The 21,878-nt window shown below is 46.2% G+C and carries 19 protein-coding genes; 8 read left to right on the top strand and 11 right to left on the bottom strand.

Going from position 1 to position 21,878, the window contains the following annotated elements; all coding sequences use genetic code 11:
* Positions 1-37 precede the first annotated feature (37 nt).
* Genes HFD99_RS11505 through HFD99_RS11485 form a run of 5 tightly spaced genes read left to right on the top strand, consistent with a single transcriptional unit; the run spans position 38 to position 5,372 of the window.
* A complete protein-coding gene (locus HFD99_RS11505; protein WP_025364509.1) occupies positions 38-1,192 on the top strand; it encodes a YheC/YheD family endospore coat-associated protein in 1,155 nt (384 codons plus the stop codon).
* A gap of 12 nt (positions 1,193-1,204) precedes the next feature.
* Positions 1,205-2,575 carry a YheC/YheD family endospore coat-associated protein gene (locus tag HFD99_RS11500; RefSeq protein WP_016819609.1) on the top strand — a complete coding sequence of 457 codons (1,371 nt, stop codon included), beginning with the start codon at positions 1,205-1,207 and terminating at the stop codon, positions 2,573-2,575.
* Positions 2,572-3,678, top strand: a complete 1,107-nt coding sequence (locus HFD99_RS11495) for a YheC/YheD family endospore coat-associated protein (protein WP_017425918.1) — start codon at positions 2,572-2,574, stop codon at positions 3,676-3,678. The genes HFD99_RS11500 and HFD99_RS11495 overlap by 4 nt, the downstream gene beginning before the upstream one ends.
* An 18-nt stretch (positions 3,679-3,696) precedes the next feature.
* Entirely contained in the window at positions 3,697-4,212 is a 516-nt protein-coding gene (locus HFD99_RS11490; protein ID WP_016819607.1) for a GNAT family N-acetyltransferase, read from the top strand.
* On the top strand, positions 4,194-5,372 hold the full coding sequence (locus HFD99_RS11485; RefSeq protein WP_016819606.1) for a YheC/YheD family endospore coat-associated protein: 1,179 nt from the start codon (positions 4,194-4,196) through the stop codon (positions 5,370-5,372). The genes HFD99_RS11490 and HFD99_RS11485 overlap by 19 nt, the downstream gene beginning before the upstream one ends.
* Positions 5,373-5,474: 102 nt before the next feature.
* Here the strand turns inward: HFD99_RS11485 and HFD99_RS11480 are convergent, their stop codons facing one another.
* The 3 genes from HFD99_RS11480 to HFD99_RS11470 all read right to left on the bottom strand — a co-directional run bounded on the left by HFD99_RS11480 (position 5,475) and on the right by HFD99_RS11470 (position 9,790).
* Entirely contained in the window at positions 5,475-6,176 is a 702-nt protein-coding gene (locus HFD99_RS11480; RefSeq protein WP_016819605.1) for an HAD family hydrolase, read from the bottom strand.
* A gap of 83 nt (positions 6,177-6,259) precedes the next feature.
* Complete coding sequence (locus tag HFD99_RS11475) at positions 6,260-6,922, bottom strand: class I SAM-dependent methyltransferase (RefSeq protein ID WP_016819604.1); 663 nt, start codon at positions 6,920-6,922, stop codon at positions 6,260-6,262.
* A gap of 24 nt (positions 6,923-6,946) precedes the next feature.
* Entirely contained in the window at positions 6,947-9,790 is a 2,844-nt protein-coding gene (locus tag HFD99_RS11470) for a bifunctional glycosyltransferase/class I SAM-dependent methyltransferase (RefSeq protein ID WP_025364507.1), read from the bottom strand.
* A 394-nt stretch (positions 9,791-10,184) separates the two neighbouring features.
* Here HFD99_RS11470 and HFD99_RS11465 point away from each other — a divergent pair, with 394 nt between their 5' ends.
* A complete protein-coding gene (locus HFD99_RS11465; RefSeq protein ID WP_016819602.1) occupies positions 10,185-11,258 on the top strand; it encodes a glycosyltransferase family 2 protein in 1,074 nt (357 codons plus the stop codon).
* A 162-nt stretch (positions 11,259-11,420) separates the two neighbouring features.
* Here the strand turns inward: HFD99_RS11465 and HFD99_RS11460 are convergent, their stop codons facing one another.
* The 7 genes from HFD99_RS11460 to HFD99_RS11430 form a co-directional block, all read right to left on the bottom strand.
* A complete protein-coding gene (locus HFD99_RS11460; RefSeq protein WP_016819601.1) occupies positions 11,421-11,990 on the bottom strand; it encodes a manganese catalase family protein in 570 nt (189 codons plus the stop codon).
* A 40-nt stretch (positions 11,991-12,030) separates the two neighbouring features.
* On the bottom strand, positions 12,031-12,513 hold the full coding sequence (locus HFD99_RS25680; protein WP_025364506.1) for a spore coat protein CotJB: 483 nt from the start codon (positions 12,511-12,513) through the stop codon (positions 12,031-12,033).
* Between the two features lies 1 nt (position 12,514).
* Positions 12,515-12,739: a spore coat associated protein CotJA gene (locus HFD99_RS11450; RefSeq protein ID WP_016819599.1), complete on the bottom strand. Its 225-nt coding sequence runs from the start codon at positions 12,737-12,739 to the stop codon at positions 12,515-12,517.
* Positions 12,740-13,032: 293 nt separating this feature from the next.
* Complete coding sequence (locus HFD99_RS11445; RefSeq protein WP_025364505.1) at positions 13,033-14,391, bottom strand: hemolysin family protein; 1,359 nt, start codon at positions 14,389-14,391, stop codon at positions 13,033-13,035.
* 106 nt (positions 14,392-14,497) lie between these two features.
* Positions 14,498-15,628 (bottom strand): radical SAM/CxCxxxxC motif protein YfkAB, encoded by a 1,131-nt coding sequence (yfkAB, locus tag HFD99_RS11440; protein WP_025364504.1) that lies wholly within the window; start codon positions 15,626-15,628, stop codon positions 14,498-14,500.
* Between the two features lie 97 nt (positions 15,629-15,725).
* Positions 15,726-16,886, bottom strand: coding sequence for an HD-GYP domain-containing protein (locus HFD99_RS11435; protein ID WP_019686832.1), 1,161 nt, complete (start codon positions 16,884-16,886; stop codon positions 15,726-15,728).
* Entirely contained in the window at positions 16,840-18,294 is a 1,455-nt protein-coding gene (locus HFD99_RS11430) for a bifunctional metallophosphatase/5'-nucleotidase (RefSeq protein ID WP_025364503.1), read from the bottom strand. The genes HFD99_RS11435 and HFD99_RS11430 overlap by 47 nt, the downstream gene beginning before the upstream one ends.
* Before the next feature lie 273 nt (positions 18,295-18,567).
* Here HFD99_RS11430 and HFD99_RS11425 point away from each other — a divergent pair, with 273 nt between their 5' ends.
* Positions 18,568-19,632, top strand: coding sequence for an HD-GYP domain-containing protein (locus tag HFD99_RS11425; RefSeq protein WP_019686830.1), 1,065 nt, complete (start codon positions 18,568-18,570; stop codon positions 19,630-19,632).
* Between the two features lie 171 nt (positions 19,633-19,803).
* Here HFD99_RS11425 and HFD99_RS11420 read toward each other — a convergent pair whose 3' ends face one another.
* Positions 19,804-20,658 carry a manganese catalase family protein gene (locus HFD99_RS11420; RefSeq protein ID WP_016819593.1) on the bottom strand — a complete coding sequence of 285 codons (855 nt, stop codon included), beginning with the start codon at positions 20,656-20,658 and terminating at the stop codon, positions 19,804-19,806.
* Positions 20,659-20,886: 228 nt separating this feature from the next.
* On the opposite strand from HFD99_RS11420, the gene HFD99_RS11415 reads away from it, so the two are divergent.
* Positions 20,887-21,726, top strand: a complete 840-nt coding sequence (locus HFD99_RS11415) for a manganese catalase family protein (protein ID WP_016819592.1) — start codon at positions 20,887-20,889, stop codon at positions 21,724-21,726.
* Positions 21,727-21,878 lie beyond the last annotated feature (152 nt).

Below are 21,878 nucleotides of genomic sequence, written 5' to 3'. Positions count from 1 at the left end.
CTCTTCCAGAGTCCGGCTGCCAAAGGAGCTGTTGTCGGTGTCTCTTGTTATGCCAGGCATGCTGGGCGTGCTTGTTAGCCGAAAGCATGACGCTACTCCCCCTATTACCGAAGCCGATTTCTGCCGCAGGCTAAGCTTGTTGGGCAAGCGCTCTGGTATTAGCGTAATGGCGTTTACCGCCGAAGGAGTTTCACCTGAAGATCATTCCATACGGGGTTATGTTTATCGTGCTGGAGTATGGACATTTGGCCGCTTTCCCTTGCCGGATATTGTTTATAACCGCTGTCTCCATATCCATGAGAGCCAGGATGTCAAGCGCACACTGGGAGACATAGCGGAGCAAAAGTCGCGCAAGCTTATCTACTGGTCGCGTAACTTGCCTGGCAAATGGCAGGTGTATCGCGCTCTGCATACGGTAGATAAAGTACGGCCCTTTGTACCGCCTACGGCCCCATACCGGGATACGACCCAGCTTGTGGAGTGGCTGCAACGCCATTCGGAGCTATTTATGAAACCACAGTCCGGAACACATGGCAAGGGCACGCTGTATCTCCGGCTGGCGGAAGGAGGTCAGGGACTGTACGTACAAGGCAGGAACTCCCAAAACCGCCCGTTCCGTCGCTTGTTTACTGAATTGGATGCAGGATTGTCATGGATTGACGGTATTGCACACAAACGCGCCTATATCGTGCAGCCTTATTTGAAATTAACAAGCCAAAGCAATCATCCCTTTGATGTTCGCGCACTCATGCAAAAGGACGGCAACGGCTGTTGGCGCCTGACGGGCTTTGCCGTGAGGGAAGGCAGAAAAGGAACTCTGACTTCCAATCTGCACGGTGGGGGCGAAGCCCATCCGGCAGAGCCTTACCTTCGTGAACAATTTGGTGTGGACAGCACACGTCTCATCATCGGACAGATGATAGAGCTGTCCTTGACCATTGCCGGGGCGTTGGAGGAACGCTATGGCCGCCTTGGCGAGTTGGGAATTGATTATGGTATTGACCGGAGCGGGAATATCTGGCTGTTGGAGGTTAATTCCCGCCCTGGCCGGGCCTCTTTTTTTCAGACTCGTCAGCCAGAGTGCGCTTTTCGGTCGGTCAACCGCCCGCTCGAATATGCTCGATATTTAATGACCCATTCCAAAGCGACAGGGCCAAAGGGCGCGGGCGCCTCCCTTGAACATACGGTATAGGAGGATAAACAGATGAGTTTAACGCATTGCAATGTGCATTTCTCACAGCAGCCCGACAAGGTGGCGTATATATCCACTGCCTTGTTGAAAAGCCTTAAGTTATCTGGAGCCAAGTCCATTCGTCTGCGACTTGGCAAGGATCAGATTCCCGCAACAGTAAAACCCATTCAGAAGGCGGGACGTCATCTATACTTGACCTCCGGCTTGCGCAACGCAATCCGTGTTCCCAAAAGCGGGTCTATTTATTTGCGGAATCTGGACGGAGATGTTCAGCTTGGACCGTTGATTGGAGTATTGTCTGATGCTACTAACTCCACCACCCGCCCTTTCGGATCACGCACAGGCTTTATTAAACAACTTTTGAAGGAAGGCAGCAAAAAATCTTATATTTTTGCCTTCACCCCACGGGATATCAACTGGCAAAATGATACGATTAACGGCTATTTCCTGTCATCCAGCGGGGAGTTTACACGTAAACTCGTACCTCTGCCGGACGTAATTTATAATCGTTTGCCGAGCCGCCGCTCAGATTTTTCCCCAGCGATTAATCAACTACGCGAACGCTTTTCCCGCAAACGAATTCCTTTCTTTAACTGGAGCTTTTTCAATAAATCCGATATCTATCATCTGCTGGAAAATAATCCAGAGGTTAACCGTTATGTCCCTGAATCCTATATGAATCCCAGCTCTGAACGTATCCGAGGTATGCTAGAGCGGCATCAATTTGCTTATTATAAGCCTAGTAGCGGCAGTCTGGGCAAAGGAATCTATCGTCTGTCCTATGTCCCCAAACAAGGATACTATGTGAGGTATCGGAAGAAAAATAGCAATGTACTGCTGCGGTTTACCACTTTTAACTCCATGCTGCGGATGCTTCACTCCAATAAGGGACAGACGCTAAAAGGCTACGTCATTCAGCAGGGCATTCAACTAATCGAGATTGATAATTGCCCGATTGATTTCCGGTTTCATATGCACAAAGACGGCAATAACCAATGGGTCGTCGTTGGCATTGGAGCCAAAAAAGCCGGACGTGGCAGTGTCACGACTCATATCAAAAACGGCGGTTCCCTGATGACACCCGAGCAAGCGCTCGGTCGGGTATTCGGAGACCGAGCGGGTGAAGTGCTTCAACGTGCCAAGAATGTAGCAGTTACGCTAGCAGAAGCCATTGAATATCACCACCAGCATCTACTGGGTGAAATCGGGTTCGACCTGGGCATTGATCAGGATGAAAAGGTATGGATGTTTGAAGCCAATTCTAAGCCAGGTCGATCCATTTTTCAGCATCCATCGTTGCGTGCGGAGGGTAAAGCATCCGTGGAGCATATTTTGGACCACTGTCTTTACCTCAGTAAATTCCGCAGAAAAGAGGAACTATGAATACCCGGGCGGAGCAAAAACCAGTTGTTGCTGTATTGACAGTGCACGACGATGAACAATTTTTCAAGGGAAATCAGCGAAACTTCAGGGATATTCTAGAAACGGGAACGCGCATGGGGTATCAGGTGTACATTGTTACTGTCAGGGACTTGAAGCTGGCAGATGAAACAGTGAAGGGCTACATCTACAACAAAAACTCACAGATATGGGAGGAACAAGATTTCCCATCTCCACAGGTCATTTATAATCGTATCCCCAACCGTAATTATGAACTTAAAACTTCTGTGCGCGCAAAGCTGGATGAAATTTCACATGCCTCAGGCGTTGAGCTGTACAATCCGGGCTTTTTTAACAAATGGGAACTGTTCAAATGGCTCCGTACCTCGGAATCCACTCGTCAGCTTGTTCCAATTACCAAACGGTTGAGCAACCTGTCTTCCTTAGGAAAAATGCTGTCTGCATATCCATACCTGTATCTCAAACCGGAAAACGGTAAGGCCGGAAAGGGAATTATGATTCTCAGATTCAACCCTGAGCATCTGATGGCATACAGGTTGACCATTCAACATGACAAAAAAAGCATAACCTACCGATCTGTATCCTTGTCTCGGTTATGGGGACGTATTCGCCGAGAAACAGGCAACTCGCCTTATATCATTCAGCAGGGTATCGATCTGGCAACCTATCAGAAAAAGCCCTTCGATTTGCGGCTTCTGGTGCAAAAAAATGCCCGTGGCGCATGGAGCATTACCGGAGTAGGCGCCAGACTAGCGGGTAAGGGAAGTATTACAACACATGTTCCGCGTGGGGGAAGTGTGGAGGATCCGTTCAAGCTGCTATCCTCAATCTTTGGACCTGAGGACAGCACAGATTTGCTGGATAAGGTTAAAAGTACGGCCATTCAGATTGCACGTCAAATTGAACGCGCATCCGGTCTTTCTCACGGTGAAATGTCTATGGATTTGGGCGTAGACACACTCGGGACCCTCTGGTTTTTTGAAGCCAATGCCAAACCGATGAAATTCGACGAGCCCGAAATCCGTCAAAAATCACTTAGACGTATATTTCAATACAGCTCCTTTTTGGCCGAACGAATGAAATAATCTCAAGGAAGTGGAATCATGCCGCAAATTAGCGATGTTCAACATTTGCCTGCCCGGAGTTGGGTACTAAGACGACGACAGTTGCTGTTTCTGGCTCGCAGTTCGGGCGGCATGCGCATTACTCGCAATGCTCTGCGGCAGTTGGCTGTTTTAACGCCGGAGCAATTGAACACCCCTGGCTCCTCCCTCCTGTGCGCATATGTGCGCACGGAGAAGGGGCTACGGATTGCGGGATTTTCCCTCGCTCTGAATTATGGGAAGGATGCTTGCATCGTGATTGTTCGTCCGCTTTACCGGGGCCGCAGACTGGGCGCTAGACTGCTGTCCGCCCAGCTCCAACAGCTGCGCCGTCTGACGTGCAGCGTAGCCACCGACAATATGGCCAGTCTCAAAACCTGTTTCGGCGCTGGACTTATTGCGCATGAAATGACGACTGGACCGACGGGAAAGCCCACGCTGATATTTTGTGGGGAGTTGTCCGAAGATGAGCAGACGGCAGAGGAAGGTGGAATGCTGTGCCAAAACCTGTCCTAGGCATCATGACTTTGTATTTGAACAGTAAGAAGCAACTGGAGGAACGTGACATATATGAACGCATGATCGCAGAAGGCAAAAGGCTGGGGCTGGATATGTATGTATTCACTCCTGCGGATGTCCATAAGGATCGCAGACTGCTCCTTGCACAAATTTATGATCCACATAGCGGTAAATGGACTCGAAAATGGCGAGAATTTCCGGATATGATTTTCGACCGCTGCCGAGTGCAGCGCAGTGAGCGGTATCGTCAATTAAAGAAATTCCGATTGCAGTATACAGACCTTGTTTATTTAAACCGACCGCTGAGCAATAAATGGGCCATTCATCAGCAGCTTGCGAGAAAGGCTGCCTTTCGCCCCCATCTGCCTGCAACAGAGCCGTTCGATGGATTTCATAGTGTAAAGCGAATGCTCAAACAGAATTCACTAGTATACCTCAAGCCAATTAACGGCACAGGAGGCCGCGGCATTTTACGCATTGAGCCTGTTAACAAGCAGAGTGGCCTGTATCTGATTGAGGGACGCAATCGCAAGCGCCATATTATTCCCCAGCAACGGGTACGTCTGGATCGTCTGGAGCCGCGTCTGAGTAGCTGGAACATGGATAACTACATTGTTCAGGAAGGCATTCCTGTGCAGTTGCCGAATGGCAGGGTCCATGATTACCGTATGCTGGTACAGAAAAATAGCCAGGGAGTATGGGAGCTAACGGGATGTGCCGGGCGCATCGGGGCACATCGGAGTGTCACTTCCAACCTGCATGGCGGAGGCAAGGCAGTACCGATGAAGCAATTGCTGACGCAATGGATTCGTGATGAAGGCCACAGAGAGAAAATCATCAAGCAAGGGGAAAAGCTCGGACTGGACATTGCTGCATATCTGGAAGAAAGCTATGGGGCATTATGTGAGCTTGCGCTCGATTTGGCAATTAATAAGGACGGTCATATCTACGTGCTTGAGGTCAACCCGAAGCCGGCTCGCGAGGTATTTTCACGCATTGGCGAAAAAGAAACCTATCGTCGTGCCATCACCAAACCTATGGAATATGCCCTATGGGTCTACCACACTCAGATTAATCCGAAGCCGCAGGCAGAACAAAAAGCAGAAGAACAAACAGAAGATAAGACAGAAAGTAAAGCAAAGGAAGGCTCCGCCTAAGTGGCTGCCTTCCTTTGTTTTGTTATCTGCTTAACATCGTTTGCATGTATTATTTATATGGTACGCCACAGCGATTTATAACTCTTATCTGCGTTTTCACCGTTACTCGGCGTTTTTATAAAGCGTAAGCAACTGCGTAAAGTCTGTAATAATCGCATCGGACCCTTCCAACTCATCATTCACACCAAATCCAGCATAAGCACAGCCGATCACCGTCTGTCCGTTCTTTTTGCCAGCTTCCACATCTGAGGAACGATCTCCTACCATCCATACATTCGAAATATCGTGCTTGCTCAACAGAATTTCTAGCAAATTCACTTTGGAAAGCGTACTGTATTCCCCAGCGCTGTACAGTCCTTCAAAAATAGGAACCATTTCATACGCTGCAGCGATCCCCTTTACATAATCCTCCAGCCCGTTACTGGCTACGAATAATCGGACACCTTGCTCATGAAGTGCCTGAAGTGTTTCTTTTACATGTGGATACAGAGCATGACTTCCATTCTTCAATCCCTCCAGCTCCAGCTGAAGCAACAACTCGTCCGCTCTTCTGTGAGCCGCTTCACTGGCTTCTGGCATCACTCTTCTCCAGATTTCATCCAGCAGCATACCCAAACTATTCAAAATAAGCTCCTCGGGAGGAGTCTCTCCTTCATAAAGCCCTTCGGCGCGCAGCGTATCAAACAGCTTGTGGTACGCAGGAAGCAATAGCGTCTCTGTCTGAAAAAGCGTACCGTCCATATCAAATACCATAGCCTCAGGTTTCTTCAACACAGGTGCATTGTTCATGTAGTTATCAGTCATTCCTTTCCTATGTAAGTTTACACTCCAACCCCTCTCATGATAAGCAATAAGAGAGGTCTGTGTAAACCTCATTGCGCATACCGTTAACTCTTATATTTTTTTAGAACAGTCCTAAAACAATGTAAACCGCCCCACATATCTGTGTGTAAAGCCCCCCGTGGAAGCTTAAGATCCACCCCACTCCAATACGAAAACCCCGCCTCTTCTATCCACTGTTCCATCGCTGAAAGGTCCACTGTAGGATAATCAAATGTCAGTAAAAGCATTCCGTCATCCCTTAACGTTCGGTGAAATTCACGCAAGGCTGCCAAAGATTCATCGGGGGTTAAGTGCTCCAACACTGATATACATACAATTTTGTCAAAACTGGCATCCTCATAGGGCAGAGCAGTTAAATTGGCATGTGCGGAGTGGAGCCGAACCGGTAAAATCTCCTGAATGCGCTCAGCAGCCTCCTCCCCAATATCCCGCCGCACCTCAGCCAAGATGGCATCTACAGAAACGATGCGTATATCCAAATCGCAGGCATAAACCTGAGCGCAACGGCGGGCAAGCTCGAATTTGAACGGGTGCGGTATTCCACAAGCCGCGTCCAATACTGTATCTTGCCCGGACATAAATTGGAGACACCACTCATACTCATAGGGACGACTCCACCAGCTTTGAGGGAGTCTGTAAATCATATTGGACGAATTGGGATCAGAATATACAAAAAAGCGAGACAGATACGGGTCAGCCATATTCATGAATGTAGCCTCCTTTGGAGATGTTTAGATTACTCTTGCTACACAGCATAATTCATGACCCCGTTTCTCACCTTGAAGCTTAGCCAACAATCCCATTTGCTCTGTAAAGGCAAGCTCACCGTACAAAGGATGTGCTTGCAGCAAGGCATCCAAACCAGCAGGAAGCTGGCGGGTGAACAAAGCCACCGGGCGCAAGCCGGACTTTTCCAGCAAGAGCGTCAGTGTATGATCCGAATAATGGTACAAATGATCTTCCTCCGTAAATAAAGGCGAGTGAACGCCATAGGCCTCGTTGGTAAACGAGTTTTTATTGGGGACCGTAATATATAACGTTCCATCAGGTTGAAGCTGATCACGCAAATCCGTCAAAAATGTGATCGGGTCCGCGATATGCTCCAGTACATGCCAGCATGCGATGGCTTCGTATTGGTGCTCCAGAGGTAAGTCCGCTTCTTCCTCTAAACTTTCAGTCTCAATCGCTTCCTGATCTTTATAATCTTGGTTAATTTCTAGAGATTGTTGAATTTGAGCATCTAGCTCTGTTTCACCGTTCCAATAACCCGGTAATAATTCCACCTCATATTTGCATTTGGCATAGGCACGCGAGTCACTGGACGGCTCAATGCCCACTGCATTCCAGCCAGCTTGAAGGGCAGCATGGATAAATTCTCCGGTGCCTGAGCCAATCTCAAGCAATTTTCCTTTTCTGGGACTGAACATATCGAGCAACATAAGTCCAAAAAGAGCATGATCCCCATAGGTGGACGTCGCCGCACTATCCCGCATAGCAACCCAATCGGCATTATAAATCTCTGCTATCATTTCCTCAGACTGAATATGATCTACATCCTTACGAAAAACCAATCCACAGGAGCCGCATCCCATCAAGGTAAAGCGTTGATAATCATGAAATACTACCGTGTCAGATGAGCCACACAGTTTGCATTTTACACTCTGCTCTGCTCCTTTCCCCTTCTCCGTAGCATAAAAGGTGTCCTTGGCTTCACTTTTTATTTGTAGTTCGGGTTTGTTCATGACCTGTACACTGGCCACCTTGGCGACATCCAAGGCGTTCACCTGATGGTCAGGTTCATATTCTGATGTAGGTTCTTTTTCTGTATTTTTGTTGTCCTGATCCACCCAGAGCGTGAGTCGTGGATTCGGGTCCAAAATGGATTCATATTGCTCTTTCCATCCATAACGAGCACTTGGGTCAAGCAGCTGGTACCGCTCAAATTTAGCCATGCGAATAGCAGGTGTATACCATCCCCAATGCTGAATACGGTAGTTGCTGATCTCAGTGGGAAGGTCAAGTACATTTTCGGGTAATCTCCCACAGTGCAAGGACTGCTCCTTCCATTTATAAGGGAACCCCTCTTTATAGCGAATTAAAAAAGGACGGTAATACCGATGAGCCTGCCAATAGTCATCATCACGGTAATGCGTCGAAGACCACATATCAAACAACCTGAAACAAATCGTATCCGCTTTCGTTCCCGCTAACAAAGAATGTACCCCTTGGGCAAAGCGGGATTCGAACATTTCGTCAGCATCCATGCTTAATATCCATTCGGGAGAAGAAGCCAATGTCTCTCTCCACTGCTGCTTTCGAAGTTCGACTTCATTGATAAAAGAGGGTGTTTCATTGCGGATCAGACGCAGAGGGATTCCTTGTAAGATTTCCCGGCACAACGCTCCGCTATCGTCATGACTACCATCATCAATAATGACTGCTTCATCAATGTATTCCCGGTGACTCAGCAGCACGTCTGTAAGCTTGCGATCTGCCTCATTGCATACCGTCATGGTCAGCGTCAATTTAGGATTAGAGACAGGCGGTGTATAAAGCTCACTTTGTCGTGGACCAGTGAACGCCGGGGGTACAACAAACGAATCTGCCGTGTACTTGGCAAAGACAGCAGTTTCGCGGAGATCATCGGGTATAACTGGAGGTTCATTGAATTTAGGGGTTCTTGACGATGCTGGACGATTGAAGGCTGGAGAGCTTGGAGAAATATCGGAGTGTTCCGCATGTGTTACATGCTCTGGGCGGTTCGATGTAAAGTACTTTAGGGTGAATAATAGCTGTTCTGCCTTCATTCGATCGGCTTCCCGATATAGATGCATTGCCGGATAGTGTGTGTCTACAAAAAGTGGAAATCCAAATGCAGCCGCTCGAATACAAAAATGTCGATCTTCTCCCCAATAAGAAACGTTTTTGATTTTACCAAAATGAATCCCTGCTTCCAGCGCCCGTCTGCGGATTAAGGTACACGCGCCTAGACCACCCACCTCATACAAACCTGGAACATGCAACTGGTGTATAAAATGCAACTCACGTTGCGCTCGCTCCTCTGCCGACAACACTTCGCCATCTTCACGATGGAACAAGTTATATTCATCACTAACCCACACTTGAGGCAATAGTGGTCCTTCCGGTTGCCAGCGTGTCCAGAAAATCTCTGATACAATATCCTTCTCCGTCTCCACCAGCCTGCACAAGGTACGGGAATGGAGAACCAGGTCTGAATCGACCAGAAACAACGCGTCATAATTGTGCTGAAGTGCATAATCAATAAGACGATTTTTAAATCCAGCCACTTTCCAGACAAGAGCAGGCGGCCAATAATGAGTGTGCTCATCACTTCGGGTTTCCACTTGCTGCGAGCCTGTTAACAAGGGTAAAACCCGTCCCGGAAGTCGATTGGAAAAGTCAACTAGCCACTGGCTTGAAATCGGATTGTCATTATCATCGACAAACAAATAATCCGGTAGCACGTCAGGTGCCTCCAGACGCTCCAATGCTTGAAGGAACAAAGACAAAATTTCCGGCTTCTGGTGCACCGGGCTGCCGATTAGTATACGCATGTGTCAACGCCTCCATCAGGCGGAAGCCTCATAACCATTCCCCCTCCATGTCCTAACGCATACCATAATTGCGACCAAGTGATATGGGAGTGAGCGTGGTATGAATGGACTTACACCTGGAAATATCAATGAAAACGACATCAATACAAAATACAATTTCCCCACTCAACGATAAAACCCATCCTGTCGCACATCCTAAACCGGAACGTCACCCACATCTTCAATCCATACCCTTCCCCCAAACATCCAGCTTTGATTTTCTAATTTATTAGAGCAGAACTGAATTTATGATCATCATATCCCCTTTACATGTTCAAGCCGAATTACTACATAATGAGCAAGCTATCCTAATAAAATGGAAATTATACCAAGTTTTTTGGGAGGGACTAAGAGCATGGTGACTGTCAGCTTATGTATGATTGTCAAAAACGAAGAAGAAGCCCTTCATACCTGTCTGAAATCAGTCCATGACCTGGTGGATGAAATCATTATCGTTGATACTGGATCTACCGATAGAACCCAAGAGGTCGCTGCATCATTCAACGCTCGGATATACAACTTTGAGTGGTGCGATGATTTCTCCGCTGCCCGTAATTATGCGTTTGATCAGGCCACGCAAGAATATCAATTTTGGCTGGATGCCGATGACATACTGGAAGAAAAAGATCGACTATCCTTTCTCAACTGGAAAAAACAAGCCACCCTCTCTTATGACAGCATTACAATGGATTATGTGCTATCCGTAGATGAACAAGGACAGCCGTTGTATAAGCTCAAAAGAAACCGAATTGTACGGCGTGATCGCAGATTCAGATGGACCGGATTTGTTCACGAGTTCCTGAATGTAACAGGCAGCATCTTTCATAGTAATATGGCGGTGACTCATAACAAAACACGAGCTTATACTGCTCGTAATTTGCACATATATCTCAAGCATCGGGAGCAGGGCACCGTATTTTCTGAACGAGATCACTACTACTTCGCCAATGAATTATATGATAACGGACGCACACTAGAAGCCATTCAGCAGTACGAACATTATCTAGGGCTAAATCAAGGATGGATAGAAGATCGGATTGCTGCTTGCTTTAAGCTTGCGGATTGCTACGGTCGTCAAGCACAAAAACAGGAGCAACGGATGGCACTGCTCCGCACACTTACCCTCGATGTACCACGCGCCCAATTCTGCTGTGCTTTCGGCAATTTGTTCATTGAAGATGAGCAGTATGCTCAAGCCATTTATTGGTTTCGTCAGGCGACGCTGATTGAGCCCCCGCAAAATGTGATGGCCTTAACCAATTCGTCGTACTATACCTGGTTTCCACACTTGCAATTATGTCTCTGTTATGACCGAATCGGTGACATCGAAAAAGCAAAATCGCATCATCGCATAGCCCAGTTGCACCATCCTACTCATCCAAGTGTTTTATATAACGAGCAGTATTTTGCACAGCTAGACCAAAAATAATATTCTGTTGAGCGCCATTAAAAAAGTCGATTTCTTTTGTAGAAAATCGACTTTATTAGCTACAATCTGCTTTGTTTACAAGTTACTAGTTTTATAGATAGAAAAGGCCACCTGCACGTGATGCTTGCAGATGGCCTTTCCTATTCGTCATACAAGACTCCTTCAGAACACCTTTTTCCGGTCTCTTTCTCCCTTCAAAATTTCTACTGACTCACGGAAACGCAACGAATGAATCACCTCACGTTCACGCAGAAACTTCAAACTATCCTGCAAATCCACATCGTCTGTCAAATCAATCAGCCACTGATATGTAGCTCGCGCCTTTTCCTCTGCCGCAATATCCTCATACAGATCAGCAATCGGGTCACCTTTAGCTTGGATATAGGCCGCTGTAAAAGGCACTCCGGAAGCGTTTTGGTAAAATAACGCATGGTCGTGTGCCGCATAATATTCGCCTAGACCGGCTGCCTCCATTTGCTCCACACTCGCATCCTTGGTGAGCTTGTAAATCATAGTCGCAATCATCTCGAGGTGCGCAAATTCCTCCGTGCCGATGTCATTGAGTACACCGATCACTTTATCGGGAATCGTATACCGCTGATTCAGATAGCGCAATGCCGCTGCCAGCTCGCCATCCGCTCCGCCATACTGCTCCATCAGCAGTTTAGCCATATGAGGATCACATTTGCTGACACGTACGGGATATTGCAGTTTTTTCTCATATACCCACATTTATGTTCCTCCTTTATACAAAAGGTTGTCGATTCCCTACCTATACCTGCCACGGCCAAGGTGATTGGCTCCACTCCCAAGGATACTTGGAATAGGCACGACCAAAATTCTGTAAGGGTCCATATAGGAGTTGATACTCGTTAGCAATCGCCGTTCTTTCCTGTGTCAGCTTGTTGAACTGTTCGATGGCCTGCAAATCATCCGGGTGTGTATCCAGATACAAATTCAGTTCCACCAGCACAAAATCCACCGCTTGGAGCTTCTCCAATAGCGCATAAAACTGGGCATCAACCGGCTTAGTTTGAGGCGCATAGGCTTGGGGCGTATAACCTTGGATCGGTTCTCTGGGTTGACTATAGTCCTGGGCTTGATTTTGATACTGGTTCTGATATTGATATTGGTTCTGGTATTGATATGAATTTGAATAAGGGCTTTGAGACTGATTCGGCTGTTGATGTCCACCCTCAGGCTGATTTGGCTGTTGGAATTGATTTGGGGACTGACCCTGATTTGGATTCTCCATTTTATTCGCCTCCCCCCTGGTTTCTCCTAGGCTCATAAGGACTGTAAAGCAATGGCCATAGCGTTCCTTTCGTCAGTGCTTCCTCTGGACTGAATTGTGGCAGACCAGGGGGCTGAAATTGTATAAACAAGTTTGGCGGGAGCACATAAGTCTTGCACAGAACGGGCGGACACGGATCGAACGGGCCGACAAACGGGGCATACTGACCTTGCTGTGGAAATTTCACGGGCCGGGACCTCCTTTAATTGATCCATCTGCTTTACTATTCAACATATGCCGCATCGCCCAAGTCTCGAACAAAAAAATAACGGATACAAATTTTTGTTCAAAGAAATAAACTATAGAACTGCTGCTCAAACTGATTATGGCATCCTCCCCGCTATCTATATTTCGATTGAATTGCAGTAGTAACTAACTCAAAAAGAGCCTTTAAAACCACGGTAACGTGGATTTAAAGGCTCTTTCTTTCAGCACTCTATATAACTACATATCTGAACTAGTCATGGCTATCTCTGTGGATTAGGATTCCTCATCGTTAGAAAGCTCATCTTCAATGACAGGCTCAGTTTTACGGTGGATTTTCACTCTCATAATGCGAAGCCTTGTTGCTTCCTCCACTTCAAAGGTCAGATTATAAAACTCTATTTTCTTCCCTTTCACCGGACTGCCTTCCAATTCCTTGAACAGCCAGCCTCCGATGGAATCCACTTCGTCGTCTTCAATGTTCACTCCAGTTAAATCATTCACATCCTCAATGAGCATACGACCGTCCACAGAGATAAAGTCTTCCTTCATTTCCACGCTTGAACGTTCATCCTCAAACTCATCATAGAGATCCCCGACGATTTCCTCCAGAATTTCCTCCGCTGTCAGCAGACCGGCGGTTCCACCGTATTCATCCACCACGAGAGTCATTTGGGAATGCTTTTTCTGCATAAGGCGTAGCACATGACTTACTTCCATGGACTCAGGCACATTCAGAATAGGACGCACCACCGAGGCCAGATCCAGTTGCTCACCCTGCTCAGCTAACAGAAGATCCGTAATATGGACAAAACCGATAATCTGATCTTTATCTTCAACCGCTACCGGGTATCGGGAATGCTTGGTCTCACTGATAATCTTCAAATTTTCCTTAAACGACAAATTCGTGTACAAGCAATCCATATCTGTACGCGGCAACATGATTTCACGAGCAAGCAAGTCGGAAAAATCAAAGATATTATCCATCAGCTTGATTTCATCCTTATCGATTACACCGCTCTTGGCGCTCTGATTCATCAATATACGGATCTCTTCCTCAGAATGTGCCGCTTCGGCTTCACTCGCCGGCTGAATGCCGAATGCCCGTAACAACATGTTTGCGGCAGCATTTAACACCCAGATTACAGGTAGAAAAACCTTATAAAAAAGCAGCAAGGGCGCCGATAAAAACAACGCCACACCTTCAGTCTTTTGAATCGCCAAAGACTTGGGAGCCAGTTCGCCCAATACAATATGCAAAAAAGTAATGACGCAAAATCCGACGACAACGGATACCGTTGTAATCAGTGTACCGTCAGTTACACCGAGTTTGTGCATGAGTGGCTCTATCAGGTAGCCGGATATTGCTGGCTCACCAATCCAGCCTAGCCCCAATGAAGCCAGCGTAATGCCCAATTGGGTGGCAGACAGATAAGCATCCAACTTTTGGTTCACCTTCAGCGCATAGCCTGCCAGGCGATGACCCTCACTTTGGAGCTGCGTCAATCGGGATTGGCGCATTTTGACCAGCGAAAACTCTGCGGCCACAAAAACACCGTTTAGAAAGACAAGCAGCAGTACCAAGAAGAGATTCACCCCTAGCAATCCCCAATGAAACTCGGTATGACCATCCAATACGAACTCCCCATTTCTTTAGTTAGCATTTTGCACCATTCGACTTGTAAGTTATTCAATTCAGTATTTATGATCGGAAACTGTAATTAGAATCATGTAAAAATGCTTATAATTGCAAAGCTTTTCTTGATTTAAAGTCTACACCCTTGTAATACATATCTGCTACGAGTAGATTCGGTCCGCAACACGCAGCCGCATCACAATGACAGTTCACGGTCTGATTCAGCGGATGCTCATTCAGCCATTCACCGAAAATATTATCTAGACTGTTTTCCTGAATGTTTCCGAAAGCTGGAATGTCTGCAAAATCCGTCACATATACGCTACCCGTGAACATATTCACATTTACACGGTTTCTTCCGTCTGGATCATTACGTACCGTAATATTCGGTTCTTGTCGCAAACGGCGAAGCAATTTACGGTCTTCCTCACGCTCTGAACAAGCAAAGAACGGTAGGGTACCAAATAACATCCACATGTCCTGATTTCGTACATCCAGCAGTTTATCAATCGAGTTTCGCATATCGTCAAGGGACAGTACAGGCAAGGCAGAAGCAAAATTCGACGCGTACATCGGGTGAACCTCATGCCGGCGGCATCCCATTTCGTTGATCAACTGATGAATGCCTCCTAGCTTCGTGTGTGTCCGATAATTAATCATGGACTCAGCTGAAATGAACATTCCCATTTCGCTCAATTTGCGTGCATTCTCTATCATTTTTTCATACAGGCGCACAGCACCCGCGCGTGGAGTCGGACGTCCGGTATTTGCAAATCCCACTTCATAAAAATCGTCAGCATTTAAATAATTAAACGATATATGCATGACATCCAGATACGGAAGCATCTTCTCATATCTTCGGATATCCAATGTCAGATTGGAGTTGATTTGCGAACGAATACCGCGCTCTTTAGCATACTTCAACAGTGGAGCGATCACATCGTCCACTGTTTTATCAAGCAAAGCAGGTTCTCCGCCTGTAATACTTATTGTCTCCAGATGCTCAACTTCATCCAGGCGCTTCAGCATCAGATCTAAAGGAAGGAAAGGGGCCTCCTTCATAACCAGCATGTCACCGACAGCGCAATGCTCACAGCGCATATTACATAAATGTGTTACGGTCATTTCCACACTTGTAAGCAAATGACGACCATGCGTACGCAGTGAGACAATCGGGTCCCACGGATCATACGTTGGCGATATTTGGGGTAGCGTGTTATCTTGTAGAACTGTCATTATGTTTTCACCTTATTTCTGTTATTAACCTCAAAAGACGTATAATTATCATATCATGATGTGTAAAGTGTCTGCATGCTTTCTTCCACATCCTCTGCTAATCTACGTGAACTCCTCCGAAAGGACCGGTAGCTGCACCCAATGTGTTTGTAATCATAACCGAAAGGGATACGGACAAATCCACATCATAAGGCGCCTTCAGTTCCTGTCCATCCTGGTCTCTTACAATACGAATGACAGGCCTTTGCGGGATTTTGGGGTGTATACGCACTACGACTCCCTCTTCCCCTGTGTTGAGCACCACAGAGAGCCCCAGAGGATAAATAGCTACACAGTCACGAAAGGCTTCCAGCATCCGCTGCTCATACAGCGTTCCTGCCCCGGCGTATAGCACCTCCATCGCTTCATAAGGCAGCAAAGCCTGCTTGTATATTCGACTTGCCGTCATCGCGTCATACGAGTCCGCCAGACCGATCCATTTCGCATATTCGTGGATTTGGTCCTTTTTCCAACCATGTGGGTATCCACTGCCGTCAATACGCTCATGATGCTGTAATGCACAATGAGCTGACAGCAAGGGAATCCCGGGTTCGTCTTTAAGTAGCTTATAGCCGATCACTGTATGTGTTTTCATATGCTCGTATTCCTCGTCCGTCAATTTACCCGGCTTATAGAGCACTTGAGGTGAAATCTTCATTTTACCGATATCGTGCAGTAATGAACCTATCCCTAGCTCCATGAGCTGGTTATTATCGTAGCCATTGGATATCCCCAGGACTAGTGAATACAAGCATACATTCAAAGAATGATGATACAAATCCTGATCCGCGGCCCCGATATCCATCAACATTATGATGGCATCCTGGCGGCCTCCAATATCGTCCAGAATGGATTCCATTACCTTATAAAAAGACTTGCCAAAATATTTGTGCTTATGATCTACGGAGTAGGATGACAAACCCTGAAACTGCTTTTTGATTTCCTGTAGCGCCGCCGCCCTGGTCTGTTCATGGATCATCTCGGGTATGACGATATCTTCTGTCACTGCATCCTCAATGTATACATATCCAATTCCGACTTGGCCTAGACGTTCAATCAATCGCGAAGTAAGCTCAACACCTTCCGAGAGCAGCACCATTCCATTTTCATTGTATATTTTTTTGCCCAGCTTCATGCCGGCTCTCAATAATGTAACAGGTACCAGTCGCAGCTTAATCCTCTCCCGATTGTTTTGATACCTGAAGCCACCTAGCTGCAAAACATTCTTCCATCGCGCCCGGACGCTTCAACTCCATTTCAATCAAATCCCGTAAAAATTCTGGAAGCATAAATTGGAGATCTGTTCCGTTCGCAAGCACCTTATAGCCTGCTTTGAAAGTGAACATATCCAACGTGCCCACTGTGTATTCCTCATCTTCTTCCAAGGGTTGACCCGCTACACGAATGTCCGTCACTTTTTCATAAGGAGCACGGTCCGGATCATACTGAATGGTCAACCCTTCCACACACATGGTGCCAAGTACTTTGCCTCTAAAGCCAAAGCCGGTCATGGGCTTGTCTGTAAATTCAGGCAGCAGGGACTGCTCCAGTGCCAACCGAATGTCTCTTCCCCGCAACTTCATAACACAGGGATTAATCGGCGATGGGCATAAGGAATGTAGTATTCCTTTGCTAATATCTCCTTGAGGCAACGGACCAAGCAGTTGACCTGCATTGACGAGGGCAATTTTAGTGCCTGTAAAATGGGATACCGATTGTGCCAGCAAATTCCCGAAAGGGGACTCCTCATTATAGGCGATCTCCAATTCCCGATCCGTTACTGCCACCGTGCTCTCCATGGCGCGTTCTGCTTGTCTGCGATGCAACACAATGGCCGATGCCACTTTTTCGTCCAGCAGCGTCTGATTCACAGGAACTACGCCGCCTGAGGTAACTCGAAACGGTTCAAGACTATGGTTACGGGTTAGTGTCACTTCACCGAGCAACGTTCCGAACTTCCCGGCCCCACATAGAACGGTGTTCCCGATCTGAAGCGGTTCCTCCAGCACATGGTGGGTGTGACCACCAAGGATAACGTCAATCTCAGGAAACTGGGACGCTAATTTCTCATCAGAGGGTAAACCCAGGTGAGACATCACGACCACCACATCCACCTGCTTTCTGAGTGCCGCGATCTGCTTCCCCAGCACCTCAAACGGATCGAGCACATCCCAGCCCAACAATTGATAAAACTCTGTAAAAGGAGCCGTCACACCTAGTAAACCGATCTTGATTCCTGCTTTGTTCAAAATAACGGATTCCTTCATCCACGAAGGATTCCTCCCCGTAGCACGCTCTGTCAGATTGCCACATACAACTGGACAATGAATGCCTGCATATGCCTGTTCAATCATATCCGAGGTAAAAGTCAGTCCCTCATTATTACCGATCGTAATTGCATCGTATCCTGTCAGATTAATCACATCCACATTTGCCCCACCGAGCGTTCCTTCCGTTTCGGGGGCCATCCGATCCATGTGGTCTCCTATGTCCAGCACAAGAAGCGCATCCCCTGATGCAGCTCTTCGTTCATTGATCATCGCGGCTATCGAAGGCATACTGCCAAAATGACTATGGATATCATTGGTATGCAAAATGGTCAACGTTTGCCGAGTCGTCATCTCCATAACCGCCCTCCTCTATATTTTATATATCGACTTTGGAGCTTCTAATGTTTAAGCATACCATGTTATTTAGCAATATGGTACATATGAGGTGGACATAGATAGTGAAAATCATTGACATTACCTTCTATATGTAACTCAGAGGTGACGGGTCCTTGGGACCTATTTTACAGCTTGGAATAATAGTAAATTAGTCGTTGTCATCCCATATAATTCTTGATATATTAAGTTTGTTTCGTATTTTCGACAAATTTACGACAATAAGGAGGTTAGCGCATGAGAGTTCACGTTACCGATGCCAAGCCGGGCGATCGCCTCAAATCCGATACATACAATGGGCATGGTGTGCCTGTCATGATACAGGGCACCGAGCTTCAGCATGACGATATTTCCAAGCTCATTATGCACGGTGTCGATTATATTGACATTGATGCTGGTTCTGCGAGCATTCCGGCTGGCTTTGCCCCCGATGTTCCAGCTTCCCCCGAGTCCCTCAAACGCGCCGTTCCCCTCATAGAGCAGACGATCAGCGGCTTTGAAAGCATGTTCCTCGAAGCTTCCTCAACTGGAAAATTTGATGAATATCGAGTTGATGAGCTGTTCGGTCCTCTCGTTTCAGAACTGGCTCGTCAAAAAGATGTCGTATCTCTGCTGTTAATTATGGAACGGGGAGATCACTATACTTATAATCATTCTCTCCAAGTAGGTATACTGTCATATTACATTGCCACTTGGCTAGGATATACAGAGGAAGAGGCATATGCCGCTGGTAAAGCTGGATATTTACACGATATAGGCAAGTCCATGATACCGGATGAGATTTTGAACAAACCGGGTAAACTGACACCTGAAGAATTTCATGAGATGAAAAAGCATTCTCTGTATGGCTATGATATTATTCGCAATTCAACCAGCGATGAGATTTCAGCAATCGTCGCCTTGCAGCATCACGAGCGCGAAGACGGAAGTGGGTACCCCCATGGACTGTTCAAGGAAGAAATTCATCCTTTTGCCAGCATAACAGCTGTTGCCGACGTATACAGCGCGATGATTTCCAATCGTGTGTATCAGACGAAGCAGGAGTTGCTCACTGTATTACGCGAGCTGCACAGTATGAGTTTTGGACATCTAAATCCAGAAACTACCCAAGTGTTTATCAGACATATGCTACCGAATTTTATTAATAAGCAAGTTCTATTGACTACAGGCCAGACAGGAACCATTATTCTGAACAATCCTGTGGATTACTTCAGACCGTTAGTAAGAATTAACGACGATGAATATATAGATTTATCCAGGGAACGCCATGTATCCATTGATGAGATTTATCTGGAATCCTGATCTGCCACTGCCACCCGGCGTTACTTTGTTTGTATGGAATGATTGTTCGAAGCATAGGTTACACGAATGAAAAGAGACTGTCCTTAATCCGTAGGTTTTCCCTACAAAGGACAGCCTCTTTTTGTGTTACGGACATAAGCCTAGTTACTATCTGTATTTATATATTTAATCCTAGGAATTAAGATCTTGTAGACCTGGGCTATGTTCATTAGGCAATTCAGGCATATACGGAAGAGGAAAGCCTTCTGGAGGGTCAATGACATTCAAATCCCCACCGTTTCTGCTTGGAGTTTGCCCATTGAATATTTCTCCAATACGGGTAGAATCCAATCGAAAATTAAACTGTGCATTGTGAAAGCCCATTTCAACATACTTCCGGCATTCTGGATACTTGTTAATATCGTAGTTTGGAACCGGGAACAATTTTCCCCAATCCACTCCAAGTGTCTCTAATGCTTTGGCAAATGCATTTTGATGAGCATTATCCCGTACAATCAAAAAAGCCAATGTTTCCCGGAATGTTTTGTTCGAGCTCATTTCGTAAATTCGAGATTTTTGCAGAACCCCTGTAGATTCGAGTACGAGATTATCAAGCAAATCACTAATCAGATTACCGTGGGAATAGACATAACTACCTAACCAAGGATTACCACTTGCATCAACGGGTAAGGAACTTTGAGCTCCCATAATAAAATGATGAGGATTGGCATGTTTTATCGCTTCATCCAAAGGAGCATGATCAACTCCAGCATCGCCGGCTTGGTCTTCACCTGAGCCAGTCAGAAGTTGATTTATGGTATGTTGGACCAGTTCAACATGACTAAGCTCCTCTAGGAAAACTCCTCGAATCAAATCCCTATATTGAACAGCATTACCACGAAAATTATTACTTTGAAAGAAAAACTGCATCATGGTACGCATTTCTCCAAATCGACCACCCAATACCTCCTGAATCACTTTTGCAGCAGCTGGGTCGGGTTTATCAGGTACTATTAAGTTAATTAAATCTTCTTTATAAAAATACAATACCAAAACCCCCTTAGAGTTTTATTTTGAAGTGAAACATATGCTACCCTTTTTTATCATTTTTATACAAGTCAAAGAACCAGAAAAGTTATTTTCATGAAGGCTCCTATCATTCTAGTAGAATTAGGGGATTTTATGGTTAGGCAGATCCTTCGTTTTGTTGCGCATTGAATAGGTTAATATAGCTTGGATTCACTAAACTGCTTTTAACCTATAGGAGGACTAATTATGTTTAGACATCAAAAAGAGTTGCAGTTCGAAGTGAAAGTAGAGCGACCTGACCCTCTATTTGCCCGACAGGTACAAGAAGTTTTGGGAGGCCAATTTGGAGAAATGACCGTGATGATGCAATATTTGTTTCAAGGGTTTAACTGTCGCGGTGATGAAAAATATAAAGATATGTTAATGGATATTGGAACAGAAGAAATAGGACATGTGGAGATGCTGTGTGCTTTAATTAGTCAATTACTTGATGGGGCTAAACCAGAAGATCAGGAGCAAGCTGCCAAAGACCCTGTTACAGCTGCCATTATGGGAGGAATTAACCCGCAGCACCTGCTGGTCAGCGGTCTTGGTGGATTGCCTACTAATTCCAATGGAGTTCCATGGAATGGTTCTTACATTGTGGCTAGTGGCAATCTTTTGGCAGATATGCGGTCCAACCTGCATGCAGAGAGCCAAGGTCGATTGCAGGTAGCCAGACTATATCATATGACGCAAGACGAAAGCGTTAGGGCTACATTACGGAAAATGCTAGCACGCGACCGCTATCATCAATATCAATGGATGGCGGCAATTCAAGAATTAGAAGAAAAAAATGGTGTTGTGGTACCGGCTTCCTTCCCTCCTGAAGCAGAGCAAGAATCTCAGCCTGAAGCATATGAGTTTTGGAACTTGTCAGAAGGCGAAGAATCTAGTGAAGGTCTGTGGGCAACAGGAAGTGCGCCGGATGGAACCGGGAGCTATGTATACATCTCTAACCCCATTGCCAAAGGACAGATCTATAATGCCAAAATACCAGCAACCGAGTTGCATCATGACTTAGACCATAAAACTTCAGATAAATAAATATGTAGAAGCGAGCTGTCCCAACTTTTGGGGCGGCTTTGGCTTTTTGTCGACCTATTAAGGATCTGTAAACCCACTTCAAACGTAAACACGTATTTACAAGTAACCAAAAAAAATAGAAGAAGACGAACTTAAAAAGTTCGCCTCCTATA

Source organism: Paenibacillus sp. EKM301P (assembly GCF_011800295.1).
Classification (GTDB): Bacteria; Bacillota; Bacilli; order Paenibacillales; family Paenibacillaceae; genus Paenibacillus; species Paenibacillus polymyxa.
The sequence above is the reverse complement of the archived record's forward strand: the minus strand, read 5'-3'. Positions and strand labels throughout refer to the sequence as shown.

Bases quoted from the DNA above. Each gene is read 5' to 3' on its own strand.
- HFD99_RS11500 (WP_016819609.1), top strand. From the start codon at position 1,205: ATGAGTTTAACGCATTGCAATGTGCATTTCTCACAGCAGCCCGACAAG.
- HFD99_RS11490 (WP_016819607.1), top strand. From the start codon at position 3,697: ATGCCGCAAATTAGCGATGTTCAACATTTGCCTGCCCGGAGTTGGGTA.
- yfkAB (WP_025364504.1), bottom strand. From the start codon at position 15,628: ATGACAGTTCTACAAGATAACACGCTACCCCAAATATCGCCAACGTAT.
- HFD99_RS25680 (WP_025364506.1), bottom strand. From the start codon at position 12,513: ATGGAGAATCCAAATCAGGGTCAGTCCCCAAATCAATTCCAACAGCCA.
- HFD99_RS11495 (WP_017425918.1), top strand. From the start codon at position 2,572: ATGAATACCCGGGCGGAGCAAAAACCAGTTGTTGCTGTATTGACAGTG.
- HFD99_RS11465 (WP_016819602.1), top strand. From the start codon at position 10,185: ATGGTGACTGTCAGCTTATGTATGATTGTCAAAAACGAAGAAGAAGCC.
- HFD99_RS11430 (WP_025364503.1), bottom strand. From the start codon at position 18,294: ATGGAGATGACGACTCGGCAAACGTTGACCATTTTGCATACCAATGAT.
- HFD99_RS11425 (WP_019686830.1), top strand. From the start codon at position 18,568: ATGAGAGTTCACGTTACCGATGCCAAGCCGGGCGATCGCCTCAAATCC.
- HFD99_RS11460 (WP_016819601.1), bottom strand. From the start codon at position 11,990: ATGTGGGTATATGAGAAAAAACTGCAATATCCCGTACGTGTCAGCAAA.
- HFD99_RS11415 (WP_016819592.1), top strand. From the start codon at position 20,887: ATGTTTAGACATCAAAAAGAGTTGCAGTTCGAAGTGAAAGTAGAGCGA.
- HFD99_RS11480 (WP_016819605.1), bottom strand. From the start codon at position 6,176: ATGACTGATAACTACATGAACAATGCACCTGTGTTGAAGAAACCTGAG.
- HFD99_RS11470 (WP_025364507.1), bottom strand. From the start codon at position 9,790: ATGCGTATACTAATCGGCAGCCCGGTGCACCAGAAGCCGGAAATTTTG.
- HFD99_RS11475 (WP_016819604.1), bottom strand. From the start codon at position 6,922: ATGAATATGGCTGACCCGTATCTGTCTCGCTTTTTTGTATATTCTGAT.